Below are 23,650 nucleotides of genomic sequence, written 5' to 3'. Positions count from 1 at the left end.
GCTCTCTCGAAACGTCTCCGATCCGGGCTCAAAGGGCGTTGTCAGTGCTGGGCGGCAGGATGGTGGTCATGACGACGAACTCAGTGGGTCTGCTCGCCGACACCGCCGCCTACGCGGCTGCCGTGGAAGAGGCGAAGCGTGCCGCCGCCGCGTACTACACCGCGGGTGAGAGCACGCTCGACGACGATGCCTACGACCGCCTGGTGCGCGGTATCGCGGCCTACGAGGAGCAGCATCCGCAGGAGGTGCTCGACGCCTCACCGACCGGGAAGGTCGCAGGAGGGGCGGCGACGGGGGACGTGCCGCACACCGTCCCGATGCTCTCGCTGGACAACGTCTTCTCCGCCGAGCAGTTCGTCACCTGGACCGCCTCCGTGGAGCGCCGTATAGGCAGACCGGTCGCCGCCTGGAGTGTCGAGCCCAAGCTCGACGGCCTGGCCGTCGCGGCGCGCTACCGCCAGGGCCGGCTGGAGCAGTTGATCACCCGGGGCGACGGGACGGCCGGGGAGGACGTCTCGCACGCCATCGGCACGATCCTCGGCCTGCCGGACCGGCTCGGCGCGCCCGAGACCCTTGAGGTGCGCGGCGAGATCCTCATGACGGACGAGCAGTTCGAGCAGGCCAACACCGTGCGCACCGAGCATGGTGCCGCACCCTTCGCCAACCCCCGGAACGGCGCGGCGGGCACCTTGCGGGCCAAGGACCGTCCGTACCGCGTGGAGATGACCTTCTTCGCCTACGGCGCCCTCGCGCTGCCGGATTCCGGTGAGCTGACCGGGACGCTGGCCGGGCTCCCGCACAGCGAGGTCCTGGAACTCGTCGCGGGGCTCGGTGTGCACACCGCCGCGGACTCGGCGGTGGCCCCGCGCGTGGTGACCACCGCGGAGGAGGTGCAGGCCGGTGTGGAGGAGATCGCGGCCCGTCGTGCCTCACTGCCCTTCGGTATAGACGGCATCGTGATCAAGGCCGACCTGGCCGCCGACCAGCGCGACGCGGGCTCCGGGACGCGCGCGCCGCGCTGGGCCATCGCCTACAAGCTCCCGGCGGTGGAGAAGGTCACCCGGCTGCTGGGCGTCGAATGGAATGTCGGCAGGACCGGCATCATCGCGCCGCGCGCCGTCCTGGAGCCCGTCGAGATCGACGGATCCACGGTCAGCTACGCCACGCTCCACAACCCGGCCGACATCACCCGGCGTGACCTGCGCCTGGGAGACCACGTGATGGTCTACAAGGCGGGCGACATCATCCCCCGCATCGAGGCGCCGGTCGCACATCTGCGGACCGGCGAGGAGAAGCCGATCGAGTTTCCCGAGACCTGCCCCCGGTGCGGCTCGGAGATCGACACGAGCGAGCAGCGCTGGCGCTGCACGCAGGGCCGTGCCTGCCGGGTCGTCGCGTCCGTCTCGTACGCCGCCGGACGCGATCAGCTCGACATCGAGGGGCTCGGCGCGACCAGGGTCGTCCAGCTCGTCGACGCCGGCCTCGTCCAGGACTTCGCGGACCTCTTCACACTGGAGCGGGACCAGCTGCTCTCCCTGGAGCGGATGGGGGAGACGTCCACCGACAACCTGCTGGCGGCCATCGAGACGGCCAGGACGCGCCCGCTCTCCCGCGTCTTCTGCGCCCTCGGGGTGCGGGGCACGGGACGCTCGATGTCCCGGCGGATCGCCCGCTACTTCGCCTCGATGGACCGGATCGTCGCCGCCGACGCCGAGAGCCTCCAGCGGGTCGACGGTATCGGCACGGAGAAGGCCGCGGCGGTGGTCAAGGAGCTGGAGGAGCTGGCGCCCCTGATCGGCAAGCTCGTCGCCGCCGGCGTCAACATGACCGAGCCCGGCGCCACCCCGCCGCCGGAGCCGGGTTCCGAACCGGAGGCGCTCCCCGAGGGCGGGGAGGCGGCAGAGCTGCCTCTCGGCGGGATGACCGTCGTGGTCACCGGCGCCATGACCGGTGCGCTGGAGAAGCTCTCCCGGAACCAGATGAACGAGCTGATCGAGCGCGCCGGTGGCAAGTCCTCCTCCAGCGTCTCCAAGCGCACCACTCTGCTCGTCGCGGGGGAGAAGGCGGGTTCCAAACGCGCCAAGGCGGAGGAGCTGGAGATCAGGATCGCCGCGCCCGAGGAGTTCGCAGAGCTGGTGAAGGCCTATCTGGCTTCCTGAGGAGTGAAAGGCGCAGGAGGGGCCCGCCCTTGGGATCGTTGCGACAGTGGCGTTTCCAGGCCTCGTATTGCATAGTGAGGGTTCGGTCATGCCTCACTATCGGGGGCCGGCCTGTTGATACGTGATGAACGGCCGTAGCAGCGGGCCGGAGGGCGAGGAGCGATGCGTTCTCCGCGAGTCGGGCGGCGGCCGTCCCGCCCGGCCGTCCCGCCCGGGCGGTCGGCCATGCCTCACGACCCGCGCGGGCGGTCGGACAGGCTGCCGCCCATGTTCGCGGCGCTCCTGTTCGCCCTGCTCACCCTTTTCGGCGGCGCGGCTCCCGCAGTCGCGCTCCCCCCGGCCGTTCCGTCCGTCGGCACCCTCGGGGCCGACCGGACCGCACAGCTCGACGGGCCGCACGCCGCTGCCCGCCCCGAGCCCGGCCGGTGGGCGGAGGCCGCGCCTCTTCCGGGGCCGCGTGCGGGCGTCGACCGCCCGCACGCCCCGCACCATGTCCCACCGCCCGGCCATGGCGCCCTGCCTCCGCGCCCGCCGGGCCTCCCCGTACCCCGCGGCCTCGCACCGGGAGCGGCGGGAGCCGGCCCGTGCGTGTCCGGTCTGATCAAGGCGACTCTGCCCGGCGTGCGGGGCCCCCCTGGGGTGGCGGCAGGCCTGCCGGCCTGCCATCGGTCCTGTTCCACAGACCTGTCGTCCCCTTCCCCGGCCGCAACCTGCCCGGGCCGTTCTCGCTGAGCCCCAGGTGTCCGTGCTGAGCTCGGGCCGTCCTGGCTGAGCCCGTCCTGGGTGAGCCCTGGTCGTACCGGACGAGCTCGGGCCAGGCGCTCCGCGCCGGTCCCGCCTCCGTGAGCCGAGCCCCGCCTCCGTGGCGGGGCGCGTCCACGCGGTCGAGCCGTGCCACGACGCGCCAGGGCCCGCGTTCGCGGTCGAGGACTGCTTGCGCGGTCGAGGACTGTTTCCGCGGTCGAGGCCGGGGCGGACGACGCCCACTTCAAGGGGATCCCATGACTCGCGCCACCACGGTGCGAGCGGTTCTGGCTGCCGCCGTCCTGCTCGTCTCCGTGTTCATCACCCTGACCATGTCACCCAGACTCGGCCTCGACCTCCAGGGCGGCACCCGCATGGTGCTCCAGGCCAAGGACTCCGCCACCGCGAAGGCGGACCGGGAGAGCACCGACCGCACCATGGAGGTGCTGCGCCAGCGCATCGACTCGCTCGGGGTCGCCGAACCGGCCCTGACCCGCTCCGGCGAAGACCGGATCATCGTCGAACTGCCCGACGTCCAGGACCCGCGCCAGGCGGCCGAGGTCATCGGCAAGACCGCTCAGCTCGGTTTCCACGCGGTCCAGGAGCCCGGCAGCGGGACCAGCAGTGGCGACCGGACGCTCCCCGACGAACAGGGCACTCCTCTCGCCCTCGGCCCGGAGCGTCTCTCCGGCGCCGGCGTCAAGGACGCCTCCGCCCAGTTCGACGCCCAGCAGGGCGCGGGCTGGTCCGTCGCCCTCGACTTCCACGACGACGCGGGCAAGGAGTGGCAGCGTCTCACCGGAGACGCCGCGTGCAATCCCGCCGGGGACCAGAAGCGCCGCGTCGCGATCGTCCTCGACGGGAAGGTCATCTCCTCACCGCAGGTCGATCCCTCGGTCGGCTGCGAGGTCGGGCTGCCCTCCGGCTCCACCCAGATCAGCGGCTCCTTCAGCGCCGACGAGGCACGCGACCTCGCCCTGCTCATCAAGGGCGGCGCACTCCCCGTCCCCGTGGAGATCGTCGAACAGCGGACCGTCGGCCCGACTCTGGGCGCCGCGGCCATCGACGCGAGCGCCCGCGCCGCTCTCATCGGCGCGGCGGCGACCGCGCTCTTCATCACCTTCATGTACCGCCTCTTCGGCGCACTCGCCGCCCTCGCTCTGGCGGCGTACGGCGTGATCTCCTACGCCGCGCTGGTCGCCCTCGGCGTCACGCTGACCCTGCCGGGGCTCGCCGGGTTCGTCCTCGCGATCGGCATGGCGGTCGATGCCAACGTCCTGGTCTTCGAACGCGCCCGGGAGGAGTACGCGGACCGGCGGAGCCGCTCGCTGCGCTCCTCGCTCACCGCCGGATTCCGTAACGCGTGGAGTGCCGTCGCCGACTCCAACGTGACCACCCTCATCGCCGCGGCACTGCTCTTCCTCCTGGGCTCCGGCCCGGTCAAGGGCTTCGGCGTCACGCTCGCCATCGGCGTCCTGGCCTCCATGTTCTCGGCCCTCGTCATCGCCCGGGCGCTCACGGAGTTCGCGGCGGGCTCACGGTTCGTCAACGACTACCGCGGCGTCAACGGCATCGCACGGCCCGGCCGGGTCCGCACCTGGCTGAACGCGCGGGACCCCCAGCTGTTCCGGGCTCCGCGCCGCTGGCTCGGGGTGTCCGCCGCCTTCGTGCTCGTCGCCGTCACGGGCATCCTCGTACGCGGTGTGGACCTGGGCGTCGAGTTCACCGGCGGACGGCTCGTCGAGTACTCCACCAGCCGCCCCGTCGACGTCGAGACCGCCCGTGACACGATCGCCGCCGCCGGGTTCGACGGCGCCGAGGTCACCACGGCGGACGACCACGACCTCTCCGTACGCACCGGCAAGCTGGACAACGCGGGGGAGCACGCCCTGCGCACGGCCTTGGCGGAGGTGGGCGGCGAGACCACCAAGGTGCGTGACGAGCTGATCGGGCCCAGCCTCGGCGACGAGCTGCGGCGCAACGCGCTGATCGCGCTGGGCGTCGCCGTGTTCGTGCAGCTCGCCTATCTCGCGGCCCGTTTCCGGTGGACGTTCGCCGTCGCCTCCGTGGGGGCGCTGGTGCACGACGTCATCATCCTGGTCGGTGCCTTCGCCTGGCTCGGCCGGCCCGTCGACGGCATCTTCCTCGCCGCCCTGCTCACCGTGATCGGCTACTCCGTCAACGACTCGGTCGTGGTCTTCGACCGGGTGCGGGAGCTGTGGGCGAGGAACCGTCGCACACCGATCGCGGACGTGGCCAACCGTGCGGTTCTGCAGACCGTGCCACGCACCGTCAACACGGGGATGGGCGCCATGTTCATCCTGGTCGCCCTCGCGGTGCTGGGTGGCGACTCGCTCGCGGACTTCGCACTCGCCCTCCTCATCGGCATCTGCGTGGGGACGTACTCCTCGGTCATGACGGCCGTTCCGGGGGCGCTGCTCCTGGAGCGGAGCAGCAAGGCCCCGCCGCCGGCCAGGAAGCGCGCACCGAAGCGGGGGGCGGAGGCCGGCCGCGCACGTCGCCGGGACCCGTCCGACAACGGGGCCCGGGTGTAGAGCTCCCGTACGTGCCGGGCGGGACCACCAGGACCCGCCCGGCGCGTACCGGCGGTGCGAGCGCCGGGCTGCGGCACAATCCGGATCACGTCCAGTGATCGGAGTGTGCCGCTCATGCCCGTACTGCGTGACGCCTGGGCCACGCTCGTACCCGACATGAACGGAGCGGACGGGCCGTTGCCACCGCTCCTGCTGGCCCTGACCGTGCTCACCGGGCTGGTGGACGCCTTCAGCTATCTCCTCCTGGGGCACGTCTTCGTCGCCAACATGACCGGCAACGTCGTCTTCATGGGCTTCGCCCTGGCCGGTGCTCCCGGCTTCTCGGTCCTCGCCTCGGCGGTGGCCCTCGCGTCGTTCGTGGCCGGGGCGTGGTCCGGCGGTATCGCGGTGAGCCGGGCCGGCGCGGACCGGGGCCGCCGCCTGCGGCACGCGCTCCTCGTCGAGACCGCGTGCGTGGCCGCGGCACTGACCGTCTCGCTGGTAGCGGGTGGGCCGTACACCGGAGGCGTCCGCTTCACGCTCATCGCACTGCTAGGGCTCGGTCTCGGGGTGCAGAACGCGGCCGTCCGGGCGCTGGCGGTCCCCGACCTCACCACCACGGTGCTCACGCGCACCATCACCGGCACCGTCGCCGACAGCCGACTCGCCGGGGGGACCGGCAGCCGGGCCGGACGGCGGGGTCTCTCGGCCGCCGCGATGCTGGCCGGAGCGGTGGCCGGCGGGCTCGCCGTCCTCGGTGACGTGCACGAACTGCCTCTGCTGCTCGCCCTGATGATCCTGCTCGCTGCCGTCGCCGTCACGGTCCTGCTGGGCCGCGGGGACCCCCCGTGGACCAAGCCGCGCGTCACCACCTGAGTCCTGCGTACCCCGTCCGACGGCAGCCGTGTCGGGGGCGACAGCGACCGCACCCGGACCGTAACGTCGCGGAGACCGACCGCGCCCGGGACCGTGATGTCGCGGAGACTGACCGCGCCCGGGACCGTGATGTCGCGGGGACCGACCGCACCAAATTACGAGGAGCCGCCCCATGCCCGCCGAACCGCTGTCCGCGAACGCCATCGAGGAAGCGCTCCGCGAACTCCCCGGCTGGAGACTGGACGGGGACCGCATCACCCGTACCTACCGGCTGCCCTCCCACTTCGCCGCGACCGGGCTGACCGTCCACGTGGCCCGCATCCAGGACGAGCTGAACCACCACTCGGACCTGACACTGGGCTACAACACCGTGACACTCGCGGTGAACTCGCACGACACCGGAGGTGCCGTGACGCGGAAGGACCTCGAGCTGGCCGCACGCGTCGAGGCGGTCGCCGCAGGACACGGCGCGGAGTGACACCCGGCCCGGCGCGCACGGACGGGCGTCAGGACGCGGGACGGGACCGACGCGGACGGCGGAGCGGCCGGCCGCGGAGCTCGGGACGCTGCCCGGCCAGGACCGGCCACGCCCCGATCCGGCCTACCGGGTCATGGCCTTCCGGCTACGCGGCTGAACGGACCCCGTACGTTCGCTGCATGAGTGCCCCCTGTGCCCCGGCACGGGCCGCCCCGGTCTCGGGCGGGGCCCGCGGCCGGACCGCTCGTGCGGCCGGTCGACGGGTCAGCGGGACCAGGCACCGTCGCGTACGGCCCTCCTCGCGAAGGCGGTGAAGTCACGCGCGTCCCGCCCGAGGGCGCGCTTTACCCCGTCCGTCGTCATGGCGTTGTGCCCGTCCAGCAGCATGACGAACAGGTCCGCCAGGAAGTGGGCTTCGGCGGACGGCACGCCGTACGTCTCCAGCGCCGCCGCGTACCGGGGTCCGGTCACCGGTTCGTAGCGGATCTCCGTCCCCGTCGCACGGCCCAGCTCCGCGGCGACCTCGTCGAAGGTCAGCAGCCTGGGACCCGTCAGCTCGTGCACCGATCCCCCCGGGATCTCCCCGGTGAGCGCGGCCACGGCCACGTCGGCCAGGTCGTCCACGTCGACGAAGGGCTCGGCGGTGGAGCCCCCGGGGAAGACCAGCTCCCCGGCGAGCACCCCGTCGAGCAGCGCGCCCTCGCTGAAGTTCTGCGCGAAGAAGGCCGATCTGAGGACCGTGAGCTCGACCCCCGCCGCCGCGCCCCGCAGGGCCTCCTCCGCCACCACTGCCTGCGGTTCGCCGCGCCCGGAGAGGAGCACCAGGCCGCGTACTCCGCTGTCGGCCGCCATCCGTCCGAACGCTGCCATCGCCTCCGGCGCGCCCGGGGCGGCGAGATCCGGGTAGTACGCGACGTATGCGGCGTCGGCGCCCCGCAGGGCGTGTCCCCAGCCCGACTCGTCCCGCCAGTCGAAGGGGACGTCGCCGGTCCGCGAGCCCGAACGGACGTCCGCGCCCCGTGCGAGGAGCCGCTCCACCACGCGGCGGCCGGTCTTGCCCGTCCCGCTCGTCACCAGCACGGTGCGGTGCTCCGGCGGGTGCGTGCGCGTCCGTTCCGTCTCGGCCGGTTCTGTGTTCGCCGGCACGGAGTTCGCCTGTGCTGTCCTCGCCCGGTCCGTGTTCGGCTGTTCCGTGTTCGTCGTCATGCCTCAAGGCTCCCGTGGGCGCCGGGCCGGGAACATCCTCCACACGCTCAGCTCCATACGTCTGCGTCCAGGGGATCTCAGCGCAGTGCCCGCGCCCCGACGACGGACAGCAATCGCAACTTCTCGTGACTCCTCGTCGGCACGGTGCGCACCGCCCAACTCCCCGCCCTCCACGCCGCGACCTCCCCCGAGGCCGCACCCGGCGGCTTCTACGGGCCGCGCGGGTTCAGGCACATGGCCGGCCCTCCCGGACAGCAGGGGCTCTACTCGCGCCTTCGCGGCACGGAGGAGGCCCGGCGCGTCTGGCAGTTCTCCGAAGAGCTCACGAAGGTGTCCTTCCCCGGCGGCTGACGACCTTAGGCTGCTCGGCATGGACGCACTGGCCGGACTGCTGGACGGACCGCGGGCCAGGGGCGCCTTCCTGCTGCGGATGGTGATGGAACCGCCGTGGTCGGTCCGGATCGAGGACCGGGCCCCGCTGTGCCTGATGACCGTGCGGCACGGGGAGGCGTGGCTCCTGCCCGGTGAAGGGGCCGGGCCTCTCCGCCTGCGTACCGGAGACGTCGCCGTCGTCCGTGGTCCCGCCCCCTACACCGTCGCCGGCGACCCCCGCACGGCCCCGCACGCGCGCGTCGGGCCAGGAGGGGTCTGCACCACGCTGCGCGGTGCTCCCCTCGCCGACTCGATGCGGCTGGGCGTCCGGACCTGGGGCAACGCGGCCGACGGATCCACGGCCGTCCTGGTCGGGACCTATCTCCTCGACGGGGAGGTCAGCAGGCGCCTGCTGGACGCGCTGCCGCCCCAGCTCGTGCTTCCCTCGGACACGCGGACCGGGCCGCTGCTGGCGTTGCTCGACGCCGAGATCTCGCAGGACGAACCAGCCCAGGACGTCGTCCTCGACCGGCTGCTCGACCTGCTGCTCATCGCGGTGCTCCGCGCCTGGTTCGCCAGACCGGACGCCGAGGCTCCCGGGTGGTACCGGGCGATGGCGGACCCGGTCGTCGGGCGGGCGTTGCGCCTTCTGCAACAGGCCCCGGCCCGGCCCTGGACGGTCGCCTCGCTGGCCGCGGAGACCGGGGTCTCGCGGGCGGGGCTCGCCCGCCGGTTCACCGAGCTGGTGGGCGAACCACCCATGGCCCATCTGTCCGGCTGGCGCCTGGCGATGGCCGCCGACCTGCTCCGGGACACGGACGCCACCGTTGAGGCGGTCGCCCGCCAGGTCGGCTACGGAGGGACGTTCGCGTTCAGCGCGGCCTTCAAGCGCGTGCGCGGCGTCAGCCCGCAGGCGTACCGCAGGGGAAGGGCCGGCCCGGAGGGGACCCCCGCGTCCTGAGCCCGGGCCGACCGCGGCGGCGCCGCCCGCCGTGCGTACAGCGGGGGGCGGCGCCGCCTGACGGACCGGACTCAGGCGCCGAGGTTGAATTCGGCGGGGTCGGGGCCGAGGCGCTTGCCCTCGTCGAGCGCCGCGAAGGCGGCCAGGTCGTCGGCGTCCAGTTCGAAGCCGAAGACATCGATGTTCTCCGCGATCCGCGACGGTGTCACGCTCTTGGGGATCACCACGTTGCCCGTCTGGAGGTGCCAGCGCAGCACCGCCTGCGCCGGGGTGCGGCCGTGCTTGTGCGCGACGGCGACGACCGTCGGCACCTCCAGGAGGCCCTTGCCCGAGCCCAGCGGCGACCAGGCCTCGGTCGCGATGCCGTGCCGGGCGTGGAAGGCGCGGGACTCGGCCTGCTGGAGCTGGGGGTGCAGCTCGATCTGGTTGAGCGCGGGGACGACGGACGTCTCGCCCAGCAGGCGTTCCAGGTGCTCCGGGTGGAAGTTGGACACCCCGATGGCCTTCGCGCGGCCGTCGGCGAGGATCCGCTCGAAGGCCCTGTACGTGTCGACGTAGGCGTCCTTGGCCGGCACCGGCCAGTGGATCAGGTAGAGGTCGACGTACTCCAGCCCGAGCTTGTCCAGGGAGGTGTCGAACGCGCGCAGCGTCGAGTCGTATCCCTGCTCGGTGTTCCAGAGCTTGGTGGTGACGAACAGTTCCTCACGGGCCACACCGGAGGCCGCGAGGGCCTTCCCCGTGCCCGCCTCGTTCCCGTAGATGGCGGCGGTGTCGATGCTCCGGTACCCGGCCTCCAGGGCCGTGGTCACGGCCGCCGTGGCCTCGTCGTCCGGCACCTGCCAGACGCCGAAGCCGAGCTGCGGCATCTCGAGGCCGTTGTTGAGGGTGATGGTGGGGACCTGGCTCACGAGCAGTCGATCCTTACGTTGGTTGTCGGTCGGTACGTCCCCCTGAGAACGATCAGGGGAGCCCAGACATTCCCGGCCGCCCGGATCAGGCGTGGCGGAAGGCGAGTACCCCTGACGGCACGTCAGTCGAGGGGTGACGAGCCCGCCGGAGGAGCGGCCGGGCTCACCGGTAGAGGGCGTCGACCTCGGCCGCGTACGCCGTCTCGATGGCCTTGCGCTTCAGCTTCAGCGAGGGGGTCAGCAGGCCCTGCTCCTCGGTGAACTGGTGGGCCAGGATACGGAACGTACGGATCGACTCGGCCTGCGAGACTGCGGTGTTCGCGGCGACCACGGCGCGGCGCACCTCCATCTCCAGATCGGGATCGCGCACGAGATCCGCGGGGCGCATCGGCGTACGGCCCTGCATGGCGAGCCAGTGCTCCACCGACTCGTGGTCCACGGTGACCAGCGCCGCGATGTAGGGCCTGTCGTTCCCGACGACGATGCACTGAGCCACCAGAGGGTGCGCGCGCACCCGCTCCTCCAGGCCTGCGGGCGCCACGCTCTTGCCGCCGGAGGTCACCAGGATCTCCTTCTTGCGCCCGGTGATCGTCAGATAGCCGTCCTCGTCGAGCGCGCCCAGGTCGCCCGTGGCCAGCCACCCGTCGTGCAGCACGGCGTCGGTGGCCTTGGGGTCGCCCAGATATCCGGAGAACACGTTGGCCCCGTGCACCCACACCTCCCCGTCGCGCGCGATGTGCACGGAGGAGCCGGGGATCGGCTGGCCGACGGTGCCGTAGCGCGTGCGCTCGGGCGGGTTGGCCGTGGCCGCCGCCGTCGTCTCGGTCAGGCCGTAGCCCTCGTAGACGGTGACCCCCGCGCCCGCGAAGAACAGACCGAGCTGCCGGTCCATGCCGGAGCCGCCCGACATGGCGTGCCGCACCCGGCCGCCCATCGCCTCGCGGACCTTGCGGTAGACGACCTTGTCGAAGAACTGGTGCTGCATCCGCAGCCCGGCGGACGGCCCGGGGCCCGTACCGAAGGCCCGTTCCTCCATCGCCTCCGCGTACTTCACCGCGATCTCGACGGCCTTGTCGAACGCTCCGACGCGGCCCTCGGACTCCGCCTTGCGGCGCGCGCCGTTGAAGACCTTCTCGAAGATGTACGGCACCGCCAGGATGAAGGTGGGCCGGAAGGACACCAGGTCCGGCATCAGCGCCTTCGCGGACAGCTCCGGCTGGTGCCCGAGCTTCACCCGGCCGCGCAGGGCCGCTATCTCCACCATGCGGCCGAAGACGTGGGCGAGCGGGAGGAAGAGCAGCGTCGCCGCCTCCTCGCCGGGCTTGGAGAGGAACACGGGGTGCCACCGGCTCACCATCGTGTCGGCCTCGAACATGAAGTTCGCGTGGGTGATCACACAGCCCTTGGGGCGTCCGGTCGTGCCGGAGGTGTAGATCACGGTCGCCACCGAGTCGGGGGTCACGGCGCGTCTGTGCCGGTGGACCACCTCGTCGTCGACCTGCCTGCCCGCGGCCATGAGCTCGGACACCGCGTCGGCGTCCAGCTGCCACAGCCGGCGCAGGTTCGGCAGCCGGTCGATCACCGAGCCGATCGTCATGGCGTGGTCCTCGTGCTCGACCATGACGGCGGCGACCTCCGCGTCGTGGAGCATCCACAGGACCTGTTCGGCGGACGACGTCGGATAGATCGGCACGGACTGGGCGCCCACCGTCCAGAGGGCGAAGTCGAAGAGGGTCCATTCGTAGCGCGTACGGGACATCAGGGCGACGCGGTCGCCGAACCGGACGCCCTGCGCGATCAGCCCCTTGGCGAGGGCGAGCACCTCGTCGCGGAAGGCGGCCGCGGACACGTCGTGCCACTGCCCGTGCGGGTCCTTGCGGCCGAGGGCGGTCCGGTGGGGGTCTTCCTCCGCGAAGTCGAAGACGGTATCGGCAAGTCCGCCGACTTGAGGGGCAGCGGCCATGGCTGGGACAGTGAACTCGCGCAATGACTGCTCCTTGTGGCGCTCCGCACGGCGCCGCGACGCTACCTCACGGGGCGAGCCCGCGGGAGGCTTCGAGCACCCGGGAAAATGCTGCATCCGGCCAGGCCAACCGCAGAAATCGGGCCAGATGGGCAAGGCTCGGGCGCACTTCTGACTGAGGAGTAAGTAGCTCGGGAGGGAATCTCCACCGAATCTGTACGCGGCACTTACGCGGGTCGGTACGAGGAGCCCGCGCGCGTCGGTACGCGGGACTCACGCAGGCTGGCCGGTACGCGGGACTCCCGCAGGCTGGCCGGTACGCGGAACACGTGTACGTCGTCGGGCGCGACTCACGCAGGCCCAGGGTGCGAGGGCACTGCCGGGCCCCGGTGCAGCCGGTCGCCGCCCGCCAGGATCGCCGCGGCGAGGGCGTCCGCCGCCTCCTGGGCGGTGTCCCTCCGCCGCCCGTGCAGCAGCACGAAATCCACGTCCCCGAGCTCCGGCAGTCCCGCTCTCGACGGCACGGGGACGAGCCCTGGCGGGATGAGCCCGCGGGAATGTGCCATCACCCCCAGGCCCGCCCGTGCAGCCGCGACGAGCGCGCTGAGGCTCCCGCTCGTGCACGCGAACCGCCACGACCTGCCGTGCTCCTCCAGCACGTCCAGGGCGCGGGCGCGGGTGAGGCCGGGAGGTGGGTAGACGATCAGCGGCAGAGGGCGCTCGGGGTCGATCCGCAGCTGCGGGGCGCCGATCCAGACGAGGGTGTCCTGCCAGACCAGCTCGCCGTGCGTGTCCCCGCTCCGGCGCTTGGCCAGCACCAGATCGAGCCGGCCCGCGGCGAGCTGCTGGTGCAGCGCGCCTGACAGCTCCACCGACAGCTCCAGCTCGACCTCGGGATGCTCACGCCGGAACGACTCCAGGATCTCGGGCAGCCGCGTCAGGACGAAGTCCTCCGACGCCCCGAAGCGCAGCCGGCCGCGCAGCCTGGTGCCGGTGAAGAAGGCCGCCGCCCGCTCGTTGGCCTGCAGGATCGTCCGAGCGAAGCCCAGCATCGCCTCGCCGTCCTCGGTGAGGTCGACCCGGTGCGTGTCGCGGCTGAACAGCTGCCGGCCGGCCTCGGCCTCCAGGCGGCGTACGTGCTGGCTGACCGTGGACTGGCGCACACCGAGCCTGCGCGCCGCCTGGGTGAAGCTCAGGGTCTGCGCGACGGCGAGGAACGTGCGGAGCTGGACGGGGTCGTACACGGGCCGAGGCTATCGCGAATCGTGATGACAGTCAGTGCGGTGTACCGGATTCCCGATCGCGGCGATCAGGAGCAGGATGGGGAGGCCACGACCACACCCAGAGAGCACGGAGCACATGAGCCGCCGCACCAGCCGCCGTATCCCCACGCTGCCGTCCTGGCTGCCGGTCGACCCGTACATCCTGGCGCTGATCGGCACGGTGGTACTCGCGGCCCTGCTGCCCGTGTCCGGGACCGGCGCCGAGGTGGCCGGCGGCGCCTCGACCGGGGCGGTGGCCCTGCTCTTCTTCCTCTACGGGGCGCGGCTGTCGACGGCCGAGGCGCTCGACGGCCTGAAGCACTGGCGGCTCCACCTCACCGTCCTGGCCTGCACCTTCCTGGTATTCCCGCTGCTCGGGCTCGCCGGCCAGGGCCTGGTGCCCTACGTACTGGCCCCTCAGCTCCAGGACGGCTTCCTCTTCCTGTGCCTGGTGCCCTCGACGATCCAGTCCTCGATCGCCTTCACCTCGATGGCCCGCGGCAACGTACCCGCCGCCATCTGCGCCGGCTCCTTCTCCAGCATCGCCGGGATCCTGCTGACCCCGTTGCTGGCAGCCGTACTCCTCGGTGGGACGGGGGGAGGGTTCTCGGCGGACTCACTGCTGAAGATCGTCCTCCAGCTGCTGGTCCCCTTCCTCGCGGGGCAGCTGCTCCGGCGCTGGGTGGGAGGCTTCCTCGGGCGCCACCGCAAGGTGCTGGGGTACGTCGACCGGGGCTCGATCCTGCTCGTCGTCTACACGGCCTTCAGCGAGGGCATGGTGGCCGGGATCTGGCACCAGGTCACCCCGCTCCGGCTCGTGGGGCTGCTCGGCGCAGAGGCGGTGTTGCTCGCCCTGATGCTCACCCTCAGCTGGTACGGGGCCAAGCGGCTGGGCTTCGGCCGAGAGGACCGCATCGCCATCCAGTTCGCCGGCTCGAAGAAGAGCCTGGCGGCCGGCCTGCCGATGGCCAGCGTCCTGTTCGGGGCGCACGCCAGCCTCGCGGTGCTGCCGCTGATGCTGTTCCACCAGATGCAGCTGATGGTCTGCGCGGTGCTCGCCAAGCGCCGCTCGCGCGACCCGCTGCCGGACGGTGACACGGTCTCGCAGCAGGCCGTTCCGGTGGGCTGAGAGCGGAGGAGTGGTAAGGCGCCTGCCGTTCCGTCAACTTCCCGTTCGCGAATGACCCTCCGCAGCGGAGACGAAAAGCGGCTGTCTCCTCCCGCCCGCATTCCGTGCGCGAACTCGCGCCTGTGCTGCTGGACCTCCGCGACGACCGGAACCCTCACGTGGTTGAGGACAGCGCAACCGGTCCGCCCGCGCCTTCTCCTGGTTGCCGGGTCCGCTCGATTCGAGCAGAAGGTCGCCTACCTTGTGGATACCGGCAAGAGGTGAGGACGAGGTGGGGTCGTGAAGGAAGCGCGCTGCGAACGCTGTGATCTGGTCACCGGGCTGGGCTGTGCGTGTCCGGCCGACGGATCAGCCCCAACGGCAGCGCGGCCCGCAACGTCTCCCCGGCAGGAATGGCGGCTCTTCCCCGCGGACACGATTCTGATCTCGCCGACGCAGTACGCGCACGTTCCCGGAGCTTGCGCCCACCTCGTCGAAGAGCTGGTGACCGCCCCACGCTGGGGCTGGATCCCCGCCCCTCCGGCTGGACTCTGGGACCGGCTGAGCAGTAGTTGTCCGGCAGTCGCGACGGAAGGGAATACCGGCCGGCGGGCGGTGCGGCGTTGCGAAGAATGTCAGACAACGCTCACACGGTGACCCGTCGGAAGCAGTGACAGGACAGCGATTCGCGGTAGCCGTGCCGTCACCGTCCGAGGTCCTTCGGCGTGTGCGGGGAGCCCCGTATGCCGCCGAGTCCAAGGCCGGTACGGCTGCGGGCGTTGGCCTCGGCGACGCGGGCGCTCAACAACTCGGCGGGGCCGAGCGGCCGTACGCGGGCAGGGGCCGCGTCCCACTCTCGGCCACCGCCCAGCGGCCGGAGCTGGAGGTACGGGCCCTCGTGGCCCATGACCAGGCCCACCCGGCCGCTGTCGGCGTCGTGCACGGCTGTCCCGACGCGGAGGGCGCCGTCATCCGTCACCCGGCCACGCCCTTCCTGATCACTGCCGCGATGGCGTGCGCCACGGGGGCGGAGCAGACGCCGAGGTGCACGAGGGCGTAACGGGCCGGCCGTGCCGCGTCGGCGCCGTCCGTGTCCGGCCAGGGGGTGCGCACGTCCAGCACCGGCAGCTGGACACCGGCGGCCCTGAGCGCGGCGGCGAGGCCGTCGCGCGCGGCCATGGCCTCCTGGATCTTTGCCGATGCCGGGTGTTCTGCCCGGGGTGTGCGGCGGGGGAGGGGCGGCTTCTGCTGCGGCGGCGTCATGGCGTCTTCCATCGGTTGTTCTTTCGCGGATTCCTCTGCCTGGCCACGCCTCCGCGAACTACGTTGCGTGAGGGGCTCGTTACGAGAATGACCCGGTCAGGGCCGTGACACACCGAGGGCGGGGTGTGCCTCTCCGGCGGGTCCCGTACGTTCCACACGTTCCACGGAGGACAGGATGCCGACGAGGCGAGCGGTTACGGGCCGCAGCAGGGAACCACGTGCACGGTTCGCGGAGGAGCTCCGGAACCTGCGTACCGAGCGTGGCGACAGTCTTCGCCAGCTCGGCGAACGGCTGGGCTGGGACTGGTCGCTGTTCGGGAAGATGGAGAAGGGCGAGACGGTCGGCGGCCCGGAGGTGGTGCAGGCGCTGGACCAGTACTACGGCACACCTGGCCTGCTGCTGGCCATGTGGGAGCTGGCGATCAGCGACCAGTCACAGTTCAAGGAGCGGTACCAGCGGTACATGGCGCTGGAGGCGGAGGCGACGAGCCTGTGGCACTTCGCGGTGGGTGTCCTGCCAGGAGTGTTGCAGACGGAGGCTTACGCGCGGGAAGTCCTCGCAGCAGGGCGGCTCAACGGCGAAGAGATTGATGTGCAGGTGAAGGCCCGCCTGACTCGGCGCGATCTACTTGAGGGCCGCGGGGCGCCCCACTTCCGCTCGATCCTGTCGGAGACGGTGCTCTGCACGCCGCTTCGAGAGGCGAGTGCGTGGCGGGAGCAACTGGGGCATCTGCTGGAGGTGGCCGACAGGGCACAGGTGGTCGTGCAGGTGCTGCCGCACAGTGCGGGTGCGCACAGCTTGTCGAGTACCGATGTGATGTTCCTACGAGTGGCCCAGGGGCGTACCGTGGCGTACGTGGAAAGTGCCAGCCACGGCACCCTGCTGGAGGCATCTCGGCAAGTTGAAGAGCTTCAGCAAATGTACGATTCCGTGCGCGACTTGGCGCTGTCCCCGGGCGAGTCGCGTAAGCACATCTCGCGCTTGTTGGAGGAAATTCCGTGCGATCCATCGATCTGAGTGCGGTTGCTTGGCGCAAGAGCACCTACAGCAACTCTGATGGCGGCCAATGCGTAGAGGTCTCCGACGACTTCGCCGCCGTCATCCCCGTCCGTGACAGCAAGAACCCGCACGGCCCCGCGCTCACTTTCGCGGCCGACGGCTGGTCGTCGTTCGTGTCCGCCGTCAAGGACGGTGCCGTGGGCGCCTGACACGCGCCACGCCCGAGAGGGCCCGGCCGGCGCAGGGGGCGCTCCCCGCCGGTCGGGCCCCTGCCCCGTGCCGCGGGCGGGGCCGCCTCAGCCCTGGCCCACCGCCGCCTCCAGGGCGATGCGGTGGTCACCCGCGTACACGTTCATGGACTGTCCCCGCAGGAAGCCGACGAGGGTCAGTCCGCTCTCGGCCGCGAGGTCCACGGCCAGCGACGACGGCGCCGAGACCGCCGCCAGCATGGGGATCCCCGCCATCACCGCCTTCTGCGCCAATTCGAAGGAGGCGCGCCCCGACACCAGCAGGATCGACTGCGAGAGGGGGAGCCGGTCGTCCGTCAGGGCCCGCCCGACGAGCTTGTCGACCGCGTTGTGGCGGCCCACGTCCTCACGGATGTCGAGCAGCTCGCCCTCCGGAGAGAACAGCGCCGCCGCGTGCAGGCCCCCGGTCCGGTCGAACACCCGCTGCGCGTCGCGCAGCCGGTCGGGGAGGGCGGCGAGCAGCGCGGGTGTCACCCGTACCGGGGGAGTGTCGGTGATCGCGTGTCGCGTCGTGGTGCGGACGGCGTCGAGGCTCGCCTTGCCGCACAGTCCGCAGGACGACGTGGTGTAGACGTTGCGCTCCAGCGTGATGTCGGGGACGACGACGCCCGGTGCGAGCTTCACGTCCACCACGTTGTACGTGTTCACACCTTCGGCCGTCGCCCCGGCGCAGTAGACGATCGACTGCACGTCGGAGCCCTCACCGATCACGCCTTCGCTCACCAGGAAGCCCGCCGCCAGCGCGAAGTCGTCCCCCGGCGTGCGCATCGTGATGGCGAGCGGCTTGCCGTTCAGCCGGATCTCCAAGGGCTCCTCGGCGACGAGGGTGTCGGGGCGGGTCGTGACGGCCCCGTCCCGGATGCGGATGGTGCGGCGACGCTCGGTGACCCGTCCCATAGCCGTCAATCCCGATTCTGTACGTGTTGGAAGCCGAAACGGCCCTTGATACAGAGGTTGCCATGGGTCACCGGGTTGTCGTGCGGCGAGGTGACCTTGACGATCTCGTTGTCCTGGACATGAAGGGTCACGTTGCAGCCCACGCCGCAGTAGGCGCAGACGGTCGTGGTCCGGGTCTGCGCGGGCTCGTCCCACGTCCCGGCGGCCCGCATGCCGAACTCCGTGCTGAAGGAGAGAGCACCCGTGGGGCACACCTCGATGCAGTTCCCGCAGAAGACGCAGGCCGAGTCGGGGAGCGCGGCATCGTGCTCGGTGGAGATCCGGGCGTCGAAACCGCGTCCCGAGACGGCGATCGCGAAGGTGTTCTGCCACTGCTCGCCGCAGGCGTCCACGCACTTGTAGCAGAGGATGCACTTGTCGTAGTCGCGGACGTACAGCTCGTTGTCGATCTTCGGCTGTTCGTCGACCCGGGCGGCGTCCGCACCGAAGCGCTGCGGCTGGGCCTCGTACTCCTTGATCCACTCCTCGGCCCGGGGCGTCGTCGACAGGTCCGTGGACGAGGCCAGCAGCTCAAGCACCACCTTCCGGCTGTGCCGGGCCCGCTCGCTGTCCGTGACGACGGTCATGTCCGGCTCGGCGCGCCGGGAGCACGCAGGGGCCAGGGTGCGGGAGCCCTCGACCTCGACCACGCACACCCGGCAGGCGTTCTTCGGGGTGAGCGTGTCCCCCTGGCACAGGGTCGGGATGTCCTTGCCCGCGGACCGGCAGGCGTCCAGGATCGTCGAGCCCTCCGGCACCCGGGTCTCCTCGCCGTCCAGCGTGAACGAGACGAGCCGGCGCGGCGGCTGCAGCGGTACTGCGGTCACTTGTAGACCCCCAGACGGTCGATGGCGGACTCGACGGCGTTCCACGCGGTCTGGCCCAGACCGCAGATCGAGGCGTCCCGCATGGCCTGCCCGACCTCCCTCATGAGCGCGATGTCCTCCGCGGCCCCGGCGCCCGTGCGGTCGACGATGCGGTGCAGCGCCTCCTCCTGGCGGACCGTGCCCACCCTGCAGGGCACGCACTGGCCGCACGACTCGTCGCGGAAGAACTCCGCGATGCGCAGCAGCACGCGGGGGAGCTCCACGGAGTCGTCCAGGACGAGGACCACGCCGGAACCGAGCGTCGTCCCGGCGGCGCGGGTGCCCTCGAAGGTGAGCGGGACGTCCAGCTCGTCAGGGCGTACGAAGCCGCCTGCCGCGCCCCCCAGGAGCACGGCCCGCAGGCGCTCGGGCGGTCCCGCGAGGCCGAGCAGCTCCCGGAGACTCGCGCCGAAGGGCAGTTCGTAGATGCCGGGGCGGGTCACCTGGCCGGAGACGCAGAAGAGTTTGGTGCCGGTGGAGGTCCTGGTGCCCGTCGCGGCGTACGCGGCGGCGCCGTGCTCCAGGACCGGCAGCACGTTCACCAGCGTCTCGACGTTGTTGACGGCGGTCGGCTTGCCGAACAGGCCCTTCTCCACCGGGAAGGGCGGTTTGGAGCGGGGCTCGCCGCGCTGCCCCTCGATCGAGTTGAAGATCGCGGTCTCCTCGCCGCAGATGTAGGCACCCGCACCGCGCCGGATCTCGATGTCGAAGGCGTACCCCTGCCCCAGGACGTCGGGGCCGAGCAGCCCCCGTGTGCGGGCGCTCGCCAGTGCGTGGCCGAGCCGTTCGTGCGCCCGGGGGTATTCGCCCCGCAGGTAGATGTAGCCCTGGTGGGCGCCGATGGCGTACCCGGCGATCGTCATCGCCTCGACCAGGGCGTACGGGTCGCCCTCCATCAGCACCCGGTCCTTGAAGGTGCCGGGCTCGCTCTCGTCCGCGTTGCAGACCAGGTAGTGCGGACCGTCGGCCTGCTGGGCGGTGGCCTGCCACTTGCGCCCGGTGGGGAAGGCCGCGCCACCCCGGCCGACGAGCCCGGCGTCCAGCACCTCACGGATCACGCCGGCGGGACCGAGGGAGAAGGCACGGCGCAGCGCCGCGTAGCCACCGGTGGAGCGGTAGTCGTCCAGCGAGGCGGGATCCACGGTGCCGATGCGCCTGAGGAGTACGAGGCCGGGGTCCCCCGCCTGCGGGACGGCTGAGGCCGCCGGCGGCTCCGGAGGGCCGGCCTCGGGCGTCCGTACCGTGGCGAGGAGGTCCTCCGCGGCGGCGGGAGCGACGACCGCCGAGAGGCGCGGGGCGTCCTGGGAGGGGTGCGCGCCGTCCGGCCCCGCCCGGAGCAGGAGAGCCGCCGGGGCCCGTTCGCACAGGCCGAGGCAGGGGCTCTCCTGCCAGACCGCGCCCTCGGCCGGGGTGCCCGGTGGCCCCAGGCGCTCGGTGAGATCCGCGCACACGGACGCCGAGCCACGGGCGGCACAGGCCAGGTCCGTGCAGACGTGGAGCACCTTCGCGGGCCGGGGCCGCACCGAGAACATGGCGTAGAACGTCGCGACGCCGTATGCCTCCGCCGGGGCCACCGTGAGCCGTCGGCAGATGTAGTCCAGTGCCCCCTCGCTGATCCAGCCCACGCGGTCGTTCACCGCGTGCAGGGCGGGCAGCAGCTGGTCGCGGCGGTCCTTGGCGGCCGAGGCGCCGCCCTTCGCCCAGCGCAGGTCCTCGGCCGTACGCTCGCCGGCGCCCTCCCAGCCGGACGGGGGCGGGCCCAGCAGGGCGTCCACGGCGTCCCGTTCGGCGTCGGAGGGGGCGGCGCCCGTGTACTTCAGGTCCATGCGTGCACCAGCTTCTCTATCCGTACGGCGGAGGCCTTGAACTCGGCGGTGCCGGCGATCGGGCAGTTCGCCTCGATGGTCAGCTGGTTGGTGTCGACCTCGTCAGGGAAGTGCATCGTCATGAAGGCGAGGCCCGGCCGCAGCCCCGGATCGATCCAGACGGGAGCCGTGACACTGCCGCGCCGGGAGGAGACGCGCACCTCCTCGCCCACGGCGACGCCGTACGACTCCGCGTCCTCCGGGCAGAGTTCGATGTATTCGCCCCGGCGCAGAGGGGAGGCGTAACTCCCGCTCTGCACACCGGTGTTGTACGAGTCAAGCCGTCGCCCGGTCGTGAGGCGCAGGGGGTATGACTCGTCGGTGAGATCGACCGGCGGATCGTGCCGCACCAGGCCGAACGGAGCCGCCGGGCCGCGTCGCACGGGATCGGTCTCCCAGAGCCGGGCGTGCAGGAAGCTGGAGGGCAGCTTGTCCGTGTCGGGGCAGGGCCACTGGAGCCCCTGATGCTGCGCGAGGCGTTCGTACGTCATCCCGAAGTGGTCGGGGGACAGGGAGCGCAGCTCGTTCCAGACGGTCTCGGCGTCGTCGAACTTCCAGTCGTGGCCCAGCAGCCCGGCCATCGCGCAGATGATGTCGATGTCCTCGCGGGCCTCGCCCGGCGGAGTGAGGGCGGCACGGACCCGCTGCACCCGCCGCTCGCTGTTGGTCGTCGTGCCGTCGGTCTCGGCCCAGGCGGCCGTCGCGGGCAAAACGACATCGGCCAGTTCGGCGGTCCTCGTCAGGAAGATGTCCTGCACCACGAGGTGGTCGAGCGACTTCAGCCGGCGCACCGCCTGTTCGCTGTCGGCCTCCGACTGCGCCGGGTTCTCCCCGATGCAGTACACGGCGCGCAGCTCGCCGGTCTCCATCGCCTCGAACATCTGGGTGAGCGTCTTGCCGTGGCGCGGCTGGATGACGGTGTCCCAGGACCGCTCGAACTTCTGCCGGACGGGCGGATCGAGGATGTCCTGGAAGCCGGGCAGTTTGTTGGGGATGGCGCCCATGTCGCCGCCGCCCTGCACGTTGTTCTGCCCGCGCAGGGGCTGGACACCGGAGCCGTACCGTCCGACATGACCGGTGAGCAGGCAGAGGTTGATCAGCGCGCGCACGTTGTCGGTGCCGTTGTGGTGCTCGGTGATGCCCAGGGTCCAGCAGAGCTGGGCGCGTTCGGCCGTGGCGTAGGCGTGGGCGAGGTTCCGGATGGCCTCGGCGGGCACCCCGGTGACCTTCTCCGCGGCGGTCAGGGTCCAGGGTTCGACGAGCGCCGCGTACTCCTCGTATCCGCTGGTCGCCCGGTCCACGAAGGCCCGGTTGACCAGACCTGCGTGGATGATCTCCCGGCCGATGGCGTGGGCGAGCGGGATGTCGGTGCCGACGTCGAGGCCGAGCCAGCTCTCCGCCCATTCGGCGGTCGATGTGCGGCGCGGGTCGACGGCGTGCATCCGGGCCCCGTTGCGGATGCCCTTCAGCACGTGCTGGAAGAAGATGGGGTGCGCGTAACGGGCGTTGGAGCCCCACATCACGATCAGGTCGGTGTGCTCCACCTCCTCGTACGAGGAGGTGCCGCCGCCGGAGCCGAAGGCGGCCGAGAGCCCGGCGACGCTCGGCGCGTGGCAGGTGCGGTTGCACGAGTCGACGTTGTTGGTGCCCATCACCACGCGGGTGAACTTCTGCGCCACGTAGTTCATCTCGTTGGTGGCGCGGGCGCAGGACAGCATCGCGAAGGCGTCCGGGCCGTAGGCCTCCCGGGTCTGCCGGAATCCGGCAGCGGCCCGGGTCAGCGCCTCGTCCCAGCTCGCCCGGCGCAGCACGCCGTCCTGCGAGCGGACGAGCGGGTGGGTGAGGCGTTCGTACGTCTTGGGCTGCCGGCCCCTGCGGTTCCTGCCGCCGGTGCGGTCGCTGCTCTTCATGGTGCGCTCCCTGCTGGGGCCGAGGAGGTGGTGGCGAGGAGATCCGCGAGCGCGTGCACGGCGCGCAGCGTCGGTACGGGCGTTCCGGCCAGCTCGGCCAGCTCGACGACGGCCGCGAGCAGCACGTCGAGTTCGAGGGGTTTGCCCTTCTCCAGGTCCTGGAGGGTGGACGTCTTGTGGTCGCCGACGCGCTCCGCGCCCGCGATGCGCCGCTCCACGGAGATCTCGGGGCGGCAGCCCACGGCCGCCGCGACGTCGAGGGTCTCGCGCATCATCGACTCCACGAGTGCGCGGGTGTCCGGATGGCGGCAGATCTGACCCATGGTGGCGCGGGCCAGCGCGCTGATCGGGTTGAAGGAGATGTTGCCGAGCAGCTTGATCCAGATGTCCTTGCGCAGATCGGACTCCACGGGGCACTTGAGCCCGCCCGCGATCATGGCCTCGCTGAAGTCCAGGCAGCGCCGCGACACCGAGCTGTCCGGCTCGCCGATGGAGAAGCGGGTGCCTTCGAGGTGGCGGACGACACCGGGTGCCTCGATCTCGGTGGCCGCGTACACCACGCAGCCGATGGCGCGTTCGGGCGGCAGGGTGGCGCTCACCGAGCCCGCGGGGTCGACGCTGTCGAGGCGGCGGCCGGTGTACGGCCCTGCCAGGCCGTGGAAGTACCACCAGGGGATCCCGTTCTGTGCGGCGATCACGGCGGTGTCCTCGTGCATCAGCGGGTGGACCAGCGGTCCGGACAGTGCGTACGAGTTGGCCTTCAGACCGAGGAACACGTAGTCGACGGGCCCGACGTCCGACGGGTCGTCGGTGGCGGCGGGCCGGGCGGTGAAGTCACCGCGCGGGCTGAGCACGCGCACACCGTCGCGGCGCATGGCCGCCAGGTGCGGGCCCCGGGCGATGAGATGGACCTCGGCGCCCGCGCGGTGCAGCGCGGCCCCGACATAGGCGCCGATGGCTCCGGCGCCGACAACTGCGACTTTCACGGGGC

General features: G+C 71.8%; 19 protein-coding genes and 1 pseudogene. 9 read left to right on the top strand and 11 right to left on the bottom strand.

Annotated features, from left to right (window positions below):
* Window positions 1-68: 68 nt before the first annotated feature.
* From ligA to ACFYQ6_RS23800, 4 genes are all read left to right on the top strand, one after another.
* Complete coding sequence (gene ligA, locus ACFYQ6_RS23815; protein WP_361577600.1) at window positions 69-2,159, top strand: NAD-dependent DNA ligase LigA; 2,091 nt, start codon at window positions 69-71, stop codon at window positions 2,157-2,159.
* Window positions 2,160-3,160: 1,001 nt separating this feature from the next.
* On the top strand, window positions 3,161-5,458 hold the full coding sequence (gene secD, locus ACFYQ6_RS23810; protein WP_388764774.1) for a protein translocase subunit SecD: 2,298 nt from the start codon (window positions 3,161-3,163) through the stop codon (window positions 5,456-5,458).
* A gap of 114 nt (window positions 5,459-5,572) precedes the next feature.
* The gene (locus tag ACFYQ6_RS23805) at window positions 5,573-6,313 is read left to right on the top strand and encodes a YoaK family protein (protein ID WP_388764772.1); all 741 of its coding nucleotides are present in this window, start codon (window positions 5,573-5,575) and stop codon (window positions 6,311-6,313) included.
* 172 nt (window positions 6,314-6,485) lie between these two features.
* Window positions 6,486-6,791 carry a 4a-hydroxytetrahydrobiopterin dehydratase gene (locus ACFYQ6_RS23800; RefSeq protein ID WP_388764770.1) on the top strand — a complete coding sequence of 102 codons (306 nt, stop codon included), beginning with the start codon at window positions 6,486-6,488 and terminating at the stop codon, window positions 6,789-6,791.
* Between the two features lie 264 nt (window positions 6,792-7,055).
* On the opposite strand, the gene ACFYQ6_RS23795 is transcribed toward ACFYQ6_RS23800, so the two are convergent.
* Window positions 7,056-7,997, bottom strand: a complete 942-nt coding sequence (locus tag ACFYQ6_RS23795; RefSeq protein WP_388764768.1) for an NmrA family transcriptional regulator — start codon at window positions 7,995-7,997, stop codon at window positions 7,056-7,058.
* A 129-nt stretch (window positions 7,998-8,126) separates the two neighbouring features.
* Here ACFYQ6_RS23795 and ACFYQ6_RS23790 point away from each other — a divergent pair.
* Both ACFYQ6_RS23790 and ACFYQ6_RS23785 read left to right on the top strand, forming a co-directional pair.
* Window positions 8,127-8,348 (top strand): annotated as a pseudogene (locus ACFYQ6_RS23790) (short chain dehydrogenase); the annotation flags it as partial.
* A gap of 19 nt (window positions 8,349-8,367) precedes the next feature.
* Complete coding sequence (locus ACFYQ6_RS23785; protein ID WP_361577618.1) at window positions 8,368-9,330, top strand: AraC family transcriptional regulator; 963 nt, start codon at window positions 8,368-8,370, stop codon at window positions 9,328-9,330.
* A 71-nt stretch (window positions 9,331-9,401) separates the two neighbouring features.
* Here the strand turns inward: ACFYQ6_RS23785 and ACFYQ6_RS23780 are convergent, their stop codons facing one another.
* From ACFYQ6_RS23780 to ACFYQ6_RS23770, 3 genes are all read right to left on the bottom strand, one after another.
* Window positions 9,402-10,238 (bottom strand): aldo/keto reductase, encoded by an 837-nt coding sequence (locus tag ACFYQ6_RS23780; protein ID WP_388764765.1) that lies wholly within the window; start codon window positions 10,236-10,238, stop codon window positions 9,402-9,404.
* A gap of 163 nt (window positions 10,239-10,401) precedes the next feature.
* On the bottom strand, window positions 10,402-12,201 hold the full coding sequence (locus tag ACFYQ6_RS23775; RefSeq protein ID WP_361577624.1) for a long-chain fatty acid--CoA ligase: 1,800 nt from the start codon (window positions 12,199-12,201) through the stop codon (window positions 10,402-10,404).
* Window positions 12,202-12,551: 350 nt separating this feature from the next.
* Window positions 12,552-13,445 (bottom strand): LysR substrate-binding domain-containing protein, encoded by an 894-nt coding sequence (locus ACFYQ6_RS23770; RefSeq protein ID WP_361577627.1) that lies wholly within the window; start codon window positions 13,443-13,445, stop codon window positions 12,552-12,554.
* A gap of 115 nt (window positions 13,446-13,560) precedes the next feature.
* Between ACFYQ6_RS23770 and ACFYQ6_RS23765 the strand changes: the two genes are divergently transcribed.
* Window positions 13,561-14,592 (top strand): bile acid:sodium symporter family protein, encoded by a 1,032-nt coding sequence (locus ACFYQ6_RS23765; protein ID WP_361577631.1) that lies wholly within the window; start codon window positions 13,561-13,563, stop codon window positions 14,590-14,592.
* 682 nt (window positions 14,593-15,274) lie between these two features.
* On the opposite strand, the gene ACFYQ6_RS23760 is transcribed toward ACFYQ6_RS23765, so the two are convergent.
* Together ACFYQ6_RS23760 and ACFYQ6_RS23755 are read right to left on the bottom strand one after the other, a co-directional pair.
* Window positions 15,275-15,478, bottom strand: a complete 204-nt coding sequence (locus ACFYQ6_RS23760) for a hypothetical protein (RefSeq protein ID WP_361577964.1) — start codon at window positions 15,476-15,478, stop codon at window positions 15,275-15,277.
* Window positions 15,479-15,546: 68 nt separating this feature from the next.
* On the bottom strand, window positions 15,547-15,846 hold the full coding sequence (locus ACFYQ6_RS23755) for a hypothetical protein (RefSeq protein ID WP_388764763.1): 300 nt from the start codon (window positions 15,844-15,846) through the stop codon (window positions 15,547-15,549).
* A gap of 163 nt (window positions 15,847-16,009) precedes the next feature.
* Between ACFYQ6_RS23755 and ACFYQ6_RS23750 the strand changes: the two genes are divergently transcribed.
* Both ACFYQ6_RS23750 and ACFYQ6_RS23745 read left to right on the top strand, forming a co-directional pair.
* A complete protein-coding gene (locus tag ACFYQ6_RS23750; RefSeq protein ID WP_361577634.1) occupies window positions 16,010-16,852 on the top strand; it encodes a helix-turn-helix transcriptional regulator in 843 nt (280 codons plus the stop codon).
* Window positions 16,834-17,043 carry a DUF397 domain-containing protein gene (locus tag ACFYQ6_RS23745; protein ID WP_361577637.1) on the top strand — a complete coding sequence of 70 codons (210 nt, stop codon included), beginning with the start codon at window positions 16,834-16,836 and terminating at the stop codon, window positions 17,041-17,043. Before ACFYQ6_RS23750 ends, ACFYQ6_RS23745 begins: the two co-directional genes overlap by 19 nt.
* Window positions 17,044-17,130: 87 nt before the next feature.
* Here ACFYQ6_RS23745 and fdhD read toward each other — a convergent pair whose 3' ends face one another.
* The 5 genes from fdhD to ACFYQ6_RS23720 are packed head-to-tail and all read right to left on the bottom strand — an operon-like array spanning window position 17,131 to window position 23,645.
* Window positions 17,131-17,979, bottom strand: coding sequence for a formate dehydrogenase accessory sulfurtransferase FdhD (gene fdhD / locus ACFYQ6_RS23740; RefSeq protein WP_361577640.1), 849 nt, complete (start codon window positions 17,977-17,979; stop codon window positions 17,131-17,133).
* A gap of 5 nt (window positions 17,980-17,984) precedes the next feature.
* A complete protein-coding gene (locus tag ACFYQ6_RS23735; RefSeq protein WP_361577643.1) occupies window positions 17,985-18,845 on the bottom strand; it encodes a 2Fe-2S iron-sulfur cluster-binding protein in 861 nt (286 codons plus the stop codon).
* Window positions 18,842-20,710 carry an NAD(P)H-dependent oxidoreductase subunit E gene (locus ACFYQ6_RS23730; RefSeq protein WP_361577646.1) on the bottom strand — a complete coding sequence of 623 codons (1,869 nt, stop codon included), beginning with the start codon at window positions 20,708-20,710 and terminating at the stop codon, window positions 18,842-18,844. The genes ACFYQ6_RS23735 and ACFYQ6_RS23730 overlap by 4 nt, the downstream gene beginning before the upstream one ends.
* Entirely contained in the window at window positions 20,701-22,659 is a 1,959-nt protein-coding gene (locus tag ACFYQ6_RS23725; protein WP_361577649.1) for a molybdopterin-dependent oxidoreductase, read from the bottom strand. Before ACFYQ6_RS23725 ends, ACFYQ6_RS23730 begins: the two co-directional genes overlap by 10 nt.
* Window positions 22,656-23,645: a 2-dehydropantoate 2-reductase gene (locus tag ACFYQ6_RS23720; RefSeq protein WP_388764760.1), complete on the bottom strand. Its 990-nt coding sequence runs from the start codon at window positions 23,643-23,645 to the stop codon at window positions 22,656-22,658. The genes ACFYQ6_RS23725 and ACFYQ6_RS23720 overlap by 4 nt, the downstream gene beginning before the upstream one ends.
* Window positions 23,646-23,650: the final 5 nt, after the last annotated feature.

The organism is Streptomyces sp. NPDC005494, assembly GCF_042872025.1.
Lineage (GTDB): Bacteria > Actinomycetota > Actinomycetes > Streptomycetales > Streptomycetaceae > Streptomyces.
The sequence above is the reverse complement of the archived record's forward strand: the minus strand, read 5'-3'. Positions and strand labels throughout refer to the sequence as shown.